The 14,397-nt window shown below is 53.7% G+C and carries 13 protein-coding genes; 7 read left to right on the forward strand and 6 right to left on the reverse strand.

Features of this window, described 5'->3' with window-relative positions; genetic code table 11:
* Nucleotides 1-6 precede the first annotated feature (6 nt).
* The 5 genes from HFD95_RS05970 (at nucleotide 7) to rmf (ending at nucleotide 5,849) form a co-directional block, all read left to right on the forward strand.
* The gene (locus tag HFD95_RS05970; protein WP_010255011.1) at nucleotides 7-1,923 is read left to right on the forward strand and encodes an ABC transporter ATP-binding protein; all 1,917 of its coding nucleotides are present in this window, start codon (nucleotides 7-9) and stop codon (nucleotides 1,921-1,923) included.
* Nucleotides 1,924-1,937: 14 nt separating this feature from the next.
* Nucleotides 1,938-3,206, forward strand: a complete 1,269-nt coding sequence (pqiA, locus tag HFD95_RS05975) for a membrane integrity-associated transporter subunit PqiA (protein WP_010669781.1) — start codon at nucleotides 1,938-1,940, stop codon at nucleotides 3,204-3,206.
* Entirely contained in the window at nucleotides 3,193-4,836 is a 1,644-nt protein-coding gene (gene pqiB / locus HFD95_RS05980) for an intermembrane transport protein PqiB (RefSeq protein ID WP_033771294.1), read from the forward strand. Before pqiA ends, pqiB begins: the two co-directional genes overlap by 14 nt.
* Nucleotides 4,833-5,402: a membrane integrity-associated transporter subunit PqiC gene (pqiC, locus tag HFD95_RS05985; RefSeq protein ID WP_022625928.1), complete on the forward strand. Its 570-nt coding sequence runs from the start codon at nucleotides 4,833-4,835 to the stop codon at nucleotides 5,400-5,402. The genes pqiB and pqiC overlap by 4 nt, the downstream gene beginning before the upstream one ends.
* A 279-nt stretch (nucleotides 5,403-5,681) precedes the next feature.
* A complete protein-coding gene (rmf, locus tag HFD95_RS05990) occupies nucleotides 5,682-5,849 on the forward strand; it encodes a ribosome modulation factor (protein WP_008925875.1) in 168 nt (55 codons plus the stop codon).
* A 68-nt stretch (nucleotides 5,850-5,917) separates the two neighbouring features.
* Here the strand turns inward: rmf and fabA are convergent, their stop codons facing one another.
* Together fabA and HFD95_RS06000 are read right to left on the reverse strand one after the other, a co-directional pair.
* Nucleotides 5,918-6,436: a bifunctional 3-hydroxydecanoyl-ACP dehydratase/trans-2-decenoyl-ACP isomerase gene (gene fabA / locus HFD95_RS05995; protein ID WP_009091047.1), complete on the reverse strand. Its 519-nt coding sequence runs from the start codon at nucleotides 6,434-6,436 to the stop codon at nucleotides 5,918-5,920.
* A 68-nt stretch (nucleotides 6,437-6,504) separates the two neighbouring features.
* Nucleotides 6,505-8,373: a Lon protease family protein gene (locus tag HFD95_RS06000; protein WP_167429949.1), complete on the reverse strand. Its 1,869-nt coding sequence runs from the start codon at nucleotides 8,371-8,373 to the stop codon at nucleotides 6,505-6,507.
* Nucleotides 8,374-8,426: 53 nt separating this feature from the next.
* Between HFD95_RS06000 and matP the strand changes: the two genes are divergently transcribed.
* Entirely contained in the window at nucleotides 8,427-8,894 is a 468-nt protein-coding gene (gene matP, locus HFD95_RS06005; RefSeq protein ID WP_138919647.1) for a macrodomain Ter protein MatP, read from the forward strand.
* Nucleotides 8,895-8,989: 95 nt separating this feature from the next.
* Here the strand turns inward: matP and ompA are convergent, their stop codons facing one another.
* Together ompA and sulA are read right to left on the reverse strand one after the other, a co-directional pair.
* Nucleotides 8,990-10,060 carry a porin OmpA gene (gene ompA / locus HFD95_RS06010; RefSeq protein WP_010255028.1) on the reverse strand — a complete coding sequence of 357 codons (1,071 nt, stop codon included), beginning with the start codon at nucleotides 10,058-10,060 and terminating at the stop codon, nucleotides 8,990-8,992.
* Nucleotides 10,061-10,410: 350 nt separating this feature from the next.
* A complete protein-coding gene (gene sulA / locus HFD95_RS06015; RefSeq protein WP_010255031.1) occupies nucleotides 10,411-10,902 on the reverse strand; it encodes an SOS-induced cell division inhibitor SulA in 492 nt (163 codons plus the stop codon).
* Between the two features lie 210 nt (nucleotides 10,903-11,112).
* On the opposite strand from sulA, the gene HFD95_RS06020 reads away from it, so the two are divergent.
* Nucleotides 11,113-11,742, forward strand: coding sequence for a TfoX/Sxy family DNA transformation protein (locus tag HFD95_RS06020; RefSeq protein WP_167429950.1), 630 nt, complete (start codon nucleotides 11,113-11,115; stop codon nucleotides 11,740-11,742).
* Here HFD95_RS06020 and yccS read toward each other — a convergent pair.
* Both yccS and HFD95_RS06030 read right to left on the reverse strand, forming a co-directional pair.
* Entirely contained in the window at nucleotides 11,739-13,898 is a 2,160-nt protein-coding gene (gene yccS, locus HFD95_RS06025; protein ID WP_031592830.1) for a YccS family putative transporter, read from the reverse strand. The genes HFD95_RS06020 and yccS overlap by 4 nt on opposite strands.
* On the reverse strand, nucleotides 13,882-14,322 hold the full coding sequence (locus HFD95_RS06030; RefSeq protein ID WP_167429951.1) for a YccF domain-containing protein: 441 nt from the start codon (nucleotides 14,320-14,322) through the stop codon (nucleotides 13,882-13,884). The genes yccS and HFD95_RS06030 overlap by 17 nt, the downstream gene beginning before the upstream one ends.
* Between the last annotated feature and the right edge of the window lie 75 nt (nucleotides 14,323-14,397).

Here is a 14,397-nt window from a genome sequence, read left to right on the forward strand (position 1 = left end):
GCTTACATGTCATTAATCAGTATCCACGGCGCTTATCTCTCCTTCAGCGATGCGCCGCTGTTAGACAACACCGAACTGCACATCGAAGAGAACGAACGCGTCTGTCTGGTGGGCCGTAACGGTGCAGGTAAATCCACGCTGATGAAAATCATCAATGGCGAACAGCCACTGGATGATGGCCGCATTATTTATGAAACCGATCTGGTCGTGGCGCGTCTGCAACAGGATCCGCCGCGCAATATTACCGGTTCGGTGTATGACTTCGTGGCCGAGGGCGTTGAAGAGCAGGCTGAGCATCTGAAAGCCTATCACGCCATTTCCCATGTGGTGATGGAAGATCCCAGCGATAAAAACCTCAATGAGATGGCGCGTCTGCAGAGCATTCTCGACCACCAGAATCTGTGGCAGCTGGAGAGCCGCATCCATGACGTGCTGGAGCAGATTGGTCTGCAGCCCGATACCGAGCTGTCGTCGCTCTCGGGCGGCTGGCTGCGTAAAGCGGCGCTGGGCCGTGCGCTGGTGAGTAACCCGCGCGTCCTGATGCTGGATGAGCCAACCAACCACCTCGATATCGAAACCATCGACTGGCTGGAAACGTTCCTGAAGAACTTCACCGGCAGCATCATCTTTATTTCCCATGACCGTTCGTTTATCCGCAACATGGCGACGCGCATTGTCGATCTGGACCGTGGCAAGCTGGTCTCCTGGCCAGGCAACTACGATCTCTATCTGGAAGGCAAAGAGGAAGCGTTGCGCGTTGAAGAGATGCAGAACGCCGAATTCGACCGCAAACTGGCGCAGGAAGAGGTGTGGATCCGTCAGGGCATCAAAGCTCGCCGTACCCGCAACGAAGGCCGTGTGCGTGCGCTGAAAGCGCTGCGTCGTGAACATTCAGAACGCCGCGAAGTGATGGGCAAAGCCAACATGCAGGTGGGCGAAGCGTCCCGTTCCGGCAAGATTGTCTTTGAGCTGGAAAATGTCGACTACGCGGTCGATGGCAAAGTGCTGGTGAAGGACTTCTCAACCCAGGTGCAGCGTGGCGACAAAATTGCGCTGATCGGACCAAATGGCTGCGGGAAAACTACCTTACTACGCCTGATGCTGCAGCAGCTGAAAGCTGACCATGGTCGTGTGCATTCCGGCACCAAGCTGGAAGTAGCCTACTTTGACCAGCATCGCGCTGAACTGGATCCGGATCGCACCGTGATGGACAACCTGGCCGAAGGCAAGCAGGAAGTACTGGTCAACGGCAAACCGCGCCACGTACTGGGCTATCTGCAGGACTTCCTGTTCCATCCAAAACGTGCCATGACGCCGGTGCGCGCCCTTTCGGGCGGTGAACGTAACCGTCTGCTGCTGGCACGCCTGTTCCTGCGTCCCAGCAACCTGATGATTCTGGATGAACCGACTAACGACCTTGACGTCGAAACGCTGGAACTGCTGGAAGAGCTGATTGATGGTTATCAGGGCACCGTGTTACTGGTGAGCCACGATCGTCAGTTCGTCGATAATACCGTTACCGAGTGCTGGATTTTTGAAGGCAACGGTGAGATTGGTACCTTTGTTGGCGGTTATCACGATGCTCAGCAGCAGCGCGCCGCCTACCGGCAGCACAAGGCGGCAGCACCGGCGAAAGCGACGGGCAACGCCTCTAAGCCTGCAACCGAGAAGGGTGATGCGAAGCGTAGCGTGAATAAACTCAGCTACAATCTGGCGCGCGAGCTGGAACAGCTGCCGCAAAAACTGGAGCAGCTGGAAGCGCGTATCGGAGAGCTGCAGGCGAAGATGAGTCATCCCGACTTCTTCAGCCAGGCACACGATCAGACGCAACCGGTGCTGGATAATCTGGCTCAGACTGAGCAGGAGCTGGAAACCGCTTTTGCGCGCTGGGAAGAGCTAGAGTCACTGAAAAACGGCGCGTAGGGCAGGGCTAACGGATGTGTTCAGCAGTGAAAAGTAACGCGTGGATGCTCTGTCCACAATGCGATTTAATGATTAAGCTGCCGGACATTCCCGTTGGCAGCCGTGCGTCATGCCCGCGCTGCCACACCTCCCTGACGGCCAACTGGCACGAACCGCGTAAACGGCCAACGGGCTATGCGCTGGCAGCGCTGTTTATGCTGCTGCTGGCGAATCTGTTTCCTTTTGTCTCAATGAAGGTGGCGGGGCTGACCAGCCAGATAACCCTGGCCCAGATACCTCAGGTGATGGTGACGGAAGATTACAGCAGTCTGGCGACGCTGTTCCTTCTCTTTGTGCAGGCGGTTCCGGCCTTCTGCATGATCACCATTATCCTTCTGGTCAATCGGGTCCCGTTGCCGACTGGACTCAAAACTGGTCTGGCACGTATTCTGTTTCAGCTGCGTAACTGGGGCATGGCAGAAATCTTTATGGCGGGCGTGCTGGTCAGTTTCGTCAAGCTGATGGCCTATGGCGAGATCGGCCTGGAGACCAGCTTCTGGCCGTGGGTTCTGTTCTGTCTGCTGCAGTTGCGGGCCTTTCAGTGCGTTGATCGACGCGGCTTGTGGGACAGTCTGTCACCCCGACCTGCGCTGCCCCATCCGCCCGAAGTGGGCATCAGTGGTTTAGAGCAGGGTCTGCGCTCCTGTCCCTGCTGTACGGCCATTCTGCCGGAAGCAGAGCATAAGTGTCCCCGCTGCGGCGTCACGGCCGAGGCACGGCGTAAGCACAGCCTGCAGTGGACGCTGGCGCTGTTGTTCACCTCCATACTGCTTTATATCCCGGCCAACCTGTTGCCGATTATGGTGACGGAAACCCTCGGCACTGCCTATCCTTCCAATATCATGGCGGGGGTGATTGTGCTGTGGGGTGATGGCTCCTATCCGGTGGCGTTGGTGATCTTTATCGCCAGTATCATGGTGCCTACGCTGAAAATGCTGGCGATTGGCTGGCTTTGCTGGGATGCCAGCGGACGCGGACAGCGTGACAGCCACAGGATGCACAAAATTTATGAAGTGGTCGAATTTGTAGGCCGCTGGTCAATGATCGACGTGTTTGTTATTGCCGTGCTCTCTGCGCTGGTGCGCATGGGGCAATTAATGAATGTTTATCCCGCGTGGGGGGCAGTATTGTTTGCAATGGTGGTGATTATCACCATGATTGCTGCCATGACCTTTGACCCGCGATTAACCTGGGATCGTGTACGCGAAAACAATATGAAGGAGTCGCGCCTTGACGGAAACTAATCACGGCCATGCAAAGGTGGAACAGATTAAGCGCTGGTCGCCGGTCTGGATTGTCCCCATCGTTACGCTGTTAATCGGCGGATGGATCCTCTTTTATCACTTCAGCCATCAGGGGCCGGAAGTCACCCTCATCACCGAAAACGCCGAAGGCATTGTTGCGGGTAAAACCACGATTAAAAGCCGCAGTGTGGATGTCGGTGTGGTGGAAAGCGCGGTGTTAAGCGACGATCTTCACCATGTGGAAATCAAAGCGCGCCTGAATTCAGGCATGGAAAAACTGCTGCACAGCGACAGCGTTTTCTGGGTGGTGAAACCGCAGGTGGGTCGCGAAGGGATCAGCGGTCTCGGTACTCTGTTATCCGGTGCCTATATCGAATTACAGCCGGGCACTAAAAGCCAGGCACCCGAGCAGTTTAAGCTGCTGGATGCGCCGCCGTTAGCGCCACCGGATGCCAAAGGGATTCGCATCGTGCTGGACAGCAAGAAAGCGGGCCAGCTCAATCCGGGGGATCCGGTGCTGTTCCGTGGCTATCGCGTCGGTACGGTCGAGACCAGTGCTTTTGATACCGAAAAACGCATGATGACCTATCAGCTGTTTGTCGCTGCGCCTTACGATCGCCTGATTACAACCAACGTGCGCTTCTGGAAGGACAGCGGCATCGCCGTGGATATGTCCGCTTCAGGAATGCGGGTGGAAATGGGATCGCTGACCACGCTGTTCAGCGGCGGCGTCAGTTTTGACGTGCCGGATGGCTGGGCGCTGGGTCAGCCTGCGCAGAATAAGTCTGACTATCATCTGTTTGACGATCAGCGCAGCATTCAGGACTCGCTCTACACCAACCATATTGATTACCTGATGTTCTTCACCGACTCCATCCGTGGTCTGCAGGCGGGGGCGCCGGTTGAGTTCCGCGGCATTCGCCTGGGTACCGTCTCAGAAGCGCCATTGATGAAAGCCGGTCTGGACCAGGCGCTGAACAATGATTACCGCGTGCCGGTGCTGATTCGCATTGAGCCGGATCGCTTTATCAGCCGACTGGGTGAGAACTTCGATCTGCAACAGCATCTGCAGGATGGTAAAAAACGTGGCCTGCGTGCGACGCTGAAAACCGGCAGTCTGTTGTCGGGTGCGCTCTATGTCGATCTCGACTTCTATGACAATGCACCGCCTTACAAAGGTCCGCAGAAAGTCTCTGGCTATGAAGTTATCCCAACGGTCAGCGGTGGCCTGAGCCAGATTCAGCAGAAGCTGATGGCGGCGCTGGATAAGATCAACAGTCTGCCACTGAACGGTATGGTCAATGAAGCGACAGGCACGCTGAAAGAGAGCCAGAAAACGATGCGTGATCTGCAGCGCACCATCGACAACATCAACAAAGTCACCGCCAGTCCGGCTATGAAAACCCTGCCGGAAGACCTGCAGCAGACATTGCGCGAGCTGAACCGCAGCATGAAAGGCCTGCAGCCAGGTTCACCAGCCTACAGCAAGCTGGTGGGGGATATGCAGCGCCTGGATAAGGTTCTGCGTGAACTCCAGCCGGTGTTAAGAACGCTTAACACCAAGAGCAATGCGCTGGTATTTGAGGCAAAACCGGGACAGGATCCCCAGCCGAAGAGGGCGAAACAGTGAATAAAGGATTGATACTTTGTGCCGCGCTGGTGTTGAGTGCGTGCAGTAGCAGCGTTGACAATACCTGGTATCAGCTGCCCTCCGGGGCGGCTTCCATGCAGGTCAGCAGCAGCCAGCTGAATGAAGCGCAACCGATGTTATGGGTGCAGCAGGTGACGGTGCCGGACTATCTGGCAGGCAACGGACTGGTTTATCAGACCAGCGATGTCAAATACGTTATCGCCGCGAATAATCTCTGGGCCAGCCCGCTCGATCAGCAGTTGCAGCAGACATTGATCACTAACCTGAGCAAGGCGCTGCCAGGCCGGCTGGTCGCAGGTTCACCTTTAGGCGCGCAGCACGATACGCTGAATGTGACCGTGACAGGCTTTCAGGGACGCTATGATGGCAAAGCAGTCGTCAGTGGCGAATGGACGCTGGAACATCAGGGCCGGCTGACCAAACAGGCGTTTAACCTGGTACTGCCGCAGACCGAAGATGGCTACGATGCGATGGTCAGAACGCTGGCGGCGGGCTGGCAACAGACAGCACAGAAGATTGCCAATAGCGTGGTTGCGTTAAATTAAGATTGATGTGAATAAATAAGCTAAGCCCCTGACCGATTGTCGTGCTTTTTCGACAGAGTTCAGGGGCTTTTTTATTAGCTTAATCAGAAAGATAGTGTTGTTGCATGCATCACAGAACGTCATTATTTTTACCGATTAAGGTCACATTTATGACACTGGCATGAAGATTGGGCATTGATCTTTGGGTGCGCAGGAGGTAGAACATAAGAGTGGTTGAACATTAATTCACCACTTTTCTTTCCACCAGATTCCACAGACCTTACATGAGGGACACGGAGTATGAAGAGACAGAAACGAGACCGCCTCGAACGCGCCCATTCACGTGGTTATCAGGCAGGTATTACTGGACGCTCAAAAGAGATGTGTCCGTATCAGTTGATTGACGCTAAGTCTCACTGGTTGGGAGGTTGGCGACAAGCCATGGAGGACAGGTCGGTAGCTGCATAACCGGATGTCACTGAAAAGGGAATATAACCTCCGCCATGCGCGGAGGTTTTTGTTTCGGGGGGAAACGCTTAGAAAGCGGCGGTATCTTTAAACAGGCCGACTTTAAGATCGCTGGCGGTATAGATCAGATTACCGTCAACCAGCACTTCACCATCTGCCACGCCCATAACCAGTTTGCGGTTAATAACGCGTTTGAAGTGAATGCGGTAAGTCACTTTCTTCGCATCTGGCAGGACCTGACCGGTGAATTTCACTTCACCCACGCCCAGCGCACGACCTTTACCTTCGCCGCCCAGCCAGCCCAGATAGAAACCAACCAGCTGCCACATGGCATCAAGGCCCAGACAACCCGGCATCACCGGATCGCCAATAAAGTGACAGCCGAAGAACCAGAGATCAGGATTGATATCCAGCTCCGCTTCAACAAAGCCTTTGTCATATTTGCCGCCGTCTTCGGTCATTTTGACCACGCGGTCCATCATCAGCATGTTGCCGGATGGAAGCGGCGGACCATTTTCGCCAAACAGTTCACCACGACCTGACAGAATCAGATCTTCTTTGGTATAGGATTCGCGTTTATCTACCATGTTTTCAATAAGCCTTGTTTTAGTGAATCACGAATATTAGCGAACAGTTGTACGCTGAGCAAATCGGATTAACGGTGGTTGAACCAGTTAAGCCAGCGCAGCGCCCAGGGACGTTGCGGACCGTCCGGCTGGTTGAACAGGCTAATGCGTTCCTGGATGGTATTCAGCAGGCAATCGCCCAGGCCATCCTCGGTACTCCAGATTTTACCGGTCAGCAGCGGTAGCGCTTCATCGGCACGGTCAATTGCCCAGATATGGAAATGACCCTGTTCAACCGCACTGACAACCGCCTGGCTGAGGCTGAGATGACGGACATTGCTGGCGGGAATAATCACACCCTGCTGACCTGTCAGTTCTCGCTGATGGCAGATATCAAAGAAGCCTTCGATTTTCTCGTTCAGTCCGCCCACCGGTTGTACGTTGCCAAACTGATCAACCGAGCCGGTCACCGCAATTTGCTGATTGATGGGCTGATTAGCCAGCGCGCTGATTAAGGCACAGAGTTCAGCCAGTGAAGCACTGTCACCATCCACCTCGGAGTAAGATTGCTCAAAGACCATTGAGGCCGAGAAGGGCAGTTGCTGATCGAGTTCCAGTTCGGCAATCAGGTAAGCCTGCATAATCATCATGCCTTTGGCATGAATATTACCGCCCAGCTCCGCTTTACGCTCGATATCCATGAATTCACCATCGCCGGGATGTACCACGCAGGTAATACGCGAGGGATCGCCCCAGGCACGGGGATGGCCAGGATATTCAACGACCGACAGGCCATTAATCTGACCAACCACTTCGCCTTCGGTTTCAATCAGAATCTGTCGCAGCAGGATCTCGTCACGCATCCGCTCATTGAGATAATTCTCGCGCCACAAACGCGCTTCCAGCGCATCACGCAGCGCTTCAGCGTTCAGTTCATCGCCCATCAGGGCCGATTCGCGCATCTGGCGTTGTAGCCAGCGGGGGCAGAGTGGCAGCGTCTCCTGATCGCCGCTGTAGCGGACGCCTTCTTTAATCAGTTCTGGCCAGAAGTCCGCTTCCGGCTGGGGCAGACCCGCCTGTTGCGCCAGTTCGATGTTCCAGCGACACCAGGCAAGCATGTCATCTTCATCCAGAATCTGAATATTCTCTTCAAATTCAGTATAGATGGCCATTTCGTGAGCTTCGGGATCCAGCTCCTGAAATTCTGCCAGCGCTTCCCGATCGCCACACAGGACCAGTTTCAGATTGAGCGGCAAGGGAGGAATCGAGACTGGCAGCGGCCGGCGTTCATCCTGAGATGTCCACTCAACATAGCCCTGCTCAATACACTTTTTCAGGCGCAACCAGAGAATCGGCTGCGTCATCAGGCTACGCAGGGAAAGCAGCAGCGTGCCGCCATTAGCACGATGGATCAGGCCCGGTTCCAGCTGGATGCGATCTTTATACTGGCGCACGCAGCCAAACAACTGCTCTATCTCAGTCCATTCAGCAAAGTGAATACCACCCTGACTGGTGAATGGGCGTTGAGGATCGGAGGGGGGCTGGAGCGTGACGTTGTCGGCCATGATATGGTAATCACCGCCGAATAGAGTGGTACTGTCGGCCATAACCCGCTCTGCGGCCTGGGCAATGAATGTCAGATAATCGCGATTCTCCTGGCTACGAACCAGCAGTAACGGGAAACCCTGCGTCTGATCGTGTAAATGCGCCAGTGCATTCAGCAACCGGGGCTGTACCGTTGCCAGAGCATCAGTTTCTTCATCAGCAATTCGGGAGAAAACGGATTGGTATTGCGCGCTATCTGGCTGTAAGGTCTGCCACGTAAGTTGAGTGCTGGTCAAAATAATCGCATTTGTCTGTTTTAAGAAAAGCGAGATTATACAGGATTCACCCTTGTTAAGCACTGCAGACTTCCTGTTGAAGATGTGATGGGGACAGCATGTTTTTCGTTGCTGCATCCGGGAAAAAAGCTGTTATTCTTAGTTCGTTACGTGATCACGATGAGATTCCGATGAAATACCAGCAACTCGAAAATCTTGAATGTGGATGGAAGTGGAAATACCTGGTGAAAAAACATCGGGAAGGTGAACTGATCACGCGTCACCTTGAGTTAAGCGCGGCGCAGGCAGCAGTGGATAAGCTGCTGGCAATGGAAAATAATCCGGTTACAGTGAATGAATGGATCGCAGAACATATTCACGCTGATCTGGATAACCGACTGAAGCAGACCATCCGTGCCCGACGAAAACGCCATTTCAACGCTGAACATCAGCATACGCGAAAAAAATCGATAGACCTGGAGTATCTGGTCTGGCAGCGACTGGCAGGTCTGGCACAGCGGCGCGGCTGCACGCTCTCTGAAACGATTGTTCAGCTGATAGAAGATGCAGAACGTAAAGAGAAATATGCCACTCAGATGTCGAGCCTGAAGCAGGATTTGCAGGCGATTCTGGGTAACTCCGGTTCAGAGAGCGAATAATCGGGCAGGGCAATCAAAGCCTTCATCTCTCAGTCCGGTTTTATTACCGGCATAAAAAAACCCCGCCTTAGCGGGGTTTTTTATTACGTATAAACTTAAGCCTGTGGCTGAGTTACAACGTCTTTGATACCTTTAACGTCGATTTCTACACGACGGTCCGGCGCCAGGCAGTCGATCAGGGCATTACGGCCTTTCACGCTGTCACAGGTGTTGCCGGTAACTGGGTTAGATTCACCCATGCCACGTGCAGAGATCTTGTTAGAAGGAATACCTTTAGATACCAGGTAATCTACGACTGACTGAGCACGTTTCTCAGACAGTTTCTGGTTGTACTGCTCTGAACCGATGCGATCGGTGAAGCCCAGTACGACAACGGAACCATCTTTAGGATCCATTGAGCTCAGCTGGCTGTACAGCTGATCCAGAGCCTGCTGGCCTTCTGGCTTCAGGGTAGATTTGTTGAAGGTGAACAGAACGTCAGACTTCAGAGTGAAACGCTTGGTTTCAACAACTGGAGCTGGTGCTGGAGCCGGAGCTGGCGCCGGAGCAGCGACGTCATCCTGACCGAAGCGGTATGAAACGCCTACGCTCAGCATGCCGTTGTCTGGACGAGTACCAACGGTCTGTGCATCACCGATGTTGTTAACCCACTGGTAATCCAGACGGGTAGCCCAGTTTTTGGTCAGCGCATATTCAACACCAACAGCAGCCAGCGGAGATACGCCGGTGTCGTGGTCGCTGATGCGGCCAGTAGTTGGGTTAGTCTGCGTTGAGTCTGCACGCCATACCATGCCGCCCAGACGAGTATACACGTCCAGATCGTCATAGATTGGGTAGCTCAGTTTAGCAGCCAGCTGAACGCCCTGTGCTTTGAATGCGCCGTTAGTCACGTTGCCTTTGTTAGGCATGCGACCCAGCCAGTCATAGCCCAGCTCGAAGCCCAGGTATGGATTTGCCTGGTAACCAACGAATGCACCTGCACCCAGCTGGCTTTCATGAGTTGGACCGTCATTGTTTTCGTAACCGTTACCGTAGTAACCAGTGTCGTGATACTGAGACCAGCCCAGTTTAGCACCGGTGTACCAGGTGTCATCTTTCGGAGCGGCCTGCGCTACGGTAGCGAAGCCAGCCAGTGCCACTGCAATTGCGATAGCTGTCTTTTTCATTTTGCGCCTCGTTATCATCCAAATAGGCAATGAGCAAAAAGGTTGCTCTTGGTTTAAATCCTTCGCCGGGTCAAAACGCTCGCTTATGACTCTACCGCAAAAAACGGAGGTTATTGAGCACCCTGGCGAGCTAAAGTCTACAACGAGATTGGAAACTTACAAGTATGATGTGAGGCGCTTATGTAAAAAAACAGCGATTTATACACAATTTCTAACAATTAGGCTGGTCTTATTGCCGCGGCAAAAAGCCCTAAAAACTTGCTAAACCATTGTCAACGCTCGAACTAACAGAATCAGTGGTTTAGCTGCGACAGATAAGAAAAATAGCTTGGGAAACTTCTGATTTTTACTTAATGAAACAAATCCGACTGAATTTTTATCGCAGTTTGCGGTCTGAGAGGCGCTTCTGATGTCCCGCTTGCACGCAAAATCAATCCCAGCGCTTCACCCTCTGCCGCCGCATTTTCAAGTTGACGTCGTTCATCTTCGTCAAGATCGTAAGGAATCCATGCCAGAACGACACTGTAATTTCCTGTACGCAATGCTTTAACCATCGCTTCAACCGCATTCAGACGTTCAGAATCGGCGATATGCATACTTTTATCCAGTGGTAATCCTGATTCCTGCAGCCAGGTGCGATTCAGTTTATATGCCGGTGTTAACCACAACTGCCAGCGTGATTGCTGACTCAGCTGCTGCAATAAAGGCAACAGCAACATCTGCATCATACCGGGCTGTTCGCTGTAGCGTAACTCAGTAATTCCACCGCCCTGAGAGGCCGGAACGGAAGAGGACGCATAATGATGAGCATAGCGTGAATTATTAGGATGTTGTGTTCGCATAAGTTAATCACCAGCAGTGGACTGTATGAATATACAGTACTGTCATCCTGGATAAAGATCAACCCAAATTTCTGAAAACGCCTCGCAAAATCGCGACAAGATTAGTTGAAACGCTATTTATTCATTGAACCCGTTGACGCTTTTTTTTATCTTCTAATTACCTGATACCCAAGGTAATTTACGATATATTTCTTACATGGAGGTGGTGCAATGAAAAAGGTGAATCCGGTTGTAGAGCGCTCCAGAGCGCGCCTGGCCCCATTAGGAACAATAGAGTCGCGCACCCAGTTCGGAGGCTATGCCCTGGCTGTAGAAAGTGTGGTTTTTGCCTTAATTAATAAAGACGAACTCTATCTGCGTGCCAGTGAACCTTTGCGGGAATACCTTACAGATCGTCCGTTGCAACCCCTGATTTTTCGCAAGCGGGGCAAGCTGGTGAGTCTCAATTACTTTCGGGTCGATGAGGCGTTGTGGCGCGACCCTGACCATCTGCTGGCGCTCTCTGCTGCCTCTTTAGAAACGGCGCAGCTGGAGTTGCAGGACCGACAATCCTCACCGCGGTTAAAAGATCTGCCAAATCTCAGCGTACGTATGGAGATGATGCTGTACGAGGCGGGCGTCATGAGCGTCAATCATCTCTACCAGATGGGGGCTAAACAGTGCTGGCTGAAGCTTAAAGCGATCAACCAGTACGTTGGGTTCCAGACATTACTTGCGCTGCAGGGGGCGATCACGGGCCACCATGCCGCTGCGCTGCCGCAGGCGACACGGGCGGAGTTGAATGCGTGGTTCCAGCGCACGCTTTTATCAAACCCCAATCTCAGAAACGGCGAAGGCTAATCAGTGATTAGCGTGCGGCGCAGGCGAGCCACATCGGGCATTAATGCCACCAGCAGACCGAGTTGCTGGAGCACCAGCGGCGCACGCGTATCCGCATCTGCGGCCAGCTGGCTGATTCGCTGAGCCAGTTGATGGCGCATCGTTTCTACGTGCTCATCGCTGACAACTTCCGTCTGCAGCACATCCTCCACATAGCAAACCGTATCATCCAGCAATGTCAGCAGTTCGGGTGCGGTAATTTTATCGCGGTGAGCGCCCAGCGCAGAAATGTAACTCAGAAATGAATGGTTGGAGCAAAGCAGCTGAAAAGCCGAATCGCGCAGCTTCTGGCTGGTGCGACTTTCACTGCTCATGTTTGAGACCACCGACGCCAGTTCAGCATCCGCGTTATGCGCATCACGCCGTGCAATGCGATAGGCGAGACGGTTATCTTTGCCCTGATGATATTGCTCCATGATCGCGTCCAGATAGCGGCAATTCGCTTTCAGCGTTCGTTCTGCCACGGCAGGTAACTGACGAAAGCGCCAGTCAGGCCAGATAAACGCGACAGCCAGCCAGGCCAGCCCACAGCCCAGTAGGGTATCCACTACCCGCGGCAGGGCAACTTCAAATCCTTCACCCAGCAGGTTAAAGCAGAGCAGCACCAGCAGAGTGATAAACAGCGTGGCCTGTGCATACTGCACCTGCCTGAAAGCGAAGAACAGTACGCCCGTGATCACTATCAGGATTAACTGACCTTCAATCGAAGGCACCAGCCATAAAACGGGCAGACCAATCGCAATCCCCGCCAGCGTTCCGCCGATGCGCAAGGCCAGTCGTCGCTGCGTTGCATTGTAGTTGGGCTGGCAGACAAACAGGCTGGTCAGCAAAATCCAGTATCCCCGCTCCAGCCCGGTTACCTGAATAAAACCATATCCAATACAGAGCACCACAGACATGCGAACCGCATGCCGGAACAGCGCCGATGCGGGCGAGAGGTGGCGGCTGAAGCGCAGCCGGATATCACTCCAGCCACTCAATCCTTCGCGTGACAGCAGATTGTCACTGTGCTGAGGATCTTCACCGGCCAGCGTCTGTTCTGATTCGATCGAAGCAAGCTGTGCGTCGATGGCGCGCAGGTTGCGCAGCAGCCAGAAAAGAGCACGGGTATGCGTAGCGTCAGGATCATGCTGCTCCAGACGTTCTATCGCTTTCTGTAATCGTTCAAATGCACGCTCAAAACGGCTGTCATGCACCCACCTTTGACGCATCAGAATGCAATGTGCCAGCTGGCGACAGGCCTGAGCCTGCATATTCAGCAGGCGCTGAAAGCGAAACAGAATTTCGTTGTAGCGCCAGTCGCCGCGCAGCAGATGATATTGCAGATGGGAAGAGCTGGCCCGTTCATGGATATCCTGCGCCACAAAGTAGTAGTGCAGACTACGGCGGGTGCCGCGCGACCCGCGATCGCCGCGCAGACGACTCTGCAGTGTGGTCTTGGTCAGATTAAGTTGCGCCACTAACTGGCTGTTGACCATCGCCGCATCGATAAACGCGGCATCATCCTGATCGCCTGCGTCGGGATCGAAAAGGTTCGCTTTGGCATCAAGGTAACGCGCCAGTTGTGAAAAACTCCCGGCCAGTTGCTCCTGCACCGGCCGGACCGGAAACATCAGATGGCCCAGTAATGTCAGCAGGTTGTACCACAGCGCTCCGACCAGCAGCAGCATCGGCTGCATATACCACTGGCTGAACAGTCCGATGCCGAGCATGGTATAGACCGCAATCAGCAGAGCACCAAAGGCGATAGTCGCGTAGCGCTGGCCAAGGGCGCCCAGCAGAATAAAGCCCCAGGTCGAGATTGCCAGCCCGATAATAAAGGCGAATGGATAGGGAAACAGTAACTCGACTGAAACCGAGGCGATGCAGAAGCAGAGCAGGGTAATCAGCAGATTCTTCAGGCGACCGGCCAGGCGATCATCGAGATCGGCCAGCGCAGCAGCGACCACTCCCAGCGTCAGAGGGATCGTCCACTCAATCTGATGCAGCCACCAGGGAATGGCGGCGCAGCCACTCAGTGCAAACAGGATCCGCAGCAGATAGCGCCACGTACTGTTAAACAGATATTTGCGCCAGCCTGGCACGGCATCCGACATCATATTAATAGCGGCGGGCATTGGCTTCGCGCGCGGCGCGCGCCTCTTCCACTGATACCACCCTGCGGCCAACCGGCCAGAGCGCGATAGCGGCGATCTTAAAGTTCGCAATCCCTACCGGAATACCGATGATACTGATGCACTGCACAATCCCCACGGAGATGTGCGAAAGGCAGAGCCACCAGCCAAAGAAAACCAGCCAGAAGATATTCAGAAAGGTGCCGCCGGTATTCAGAATATGACTCTTACTTTCCGGACGCAGCACATCAACATGCACCGCCTCGTTGCCAAATGGCAGCAACGAGAGTTTGGTGATTTCCCAGCAGGAGCGGGTCAGCGGCAGGGTAAAAATCAGCACGATGCTGATTAACGTGGCAAACAGCCAGCTCAGGGTGGTGAAAAAACCGCCCAGAACAAAATTAAGAATATTTAAAACGGTGCGCATGATCTTCTTTTCCTTTTGCATTCCGCAAGATGTGACGCCAAGTTTAGCCTGTTTTAAGGCTGGAGCGCTAAGGGT

It is taken from the genome of Pantoea sp. EKM10T (genome assembly GCF_011800685.1).
GTDB classification, from domain to species: Bacteria; Pseudomonadota; Gammaproteobacteria; order Enterobacterales; family Enterobacteriaceae; genus Pantoea; species Pantoea agglomerans.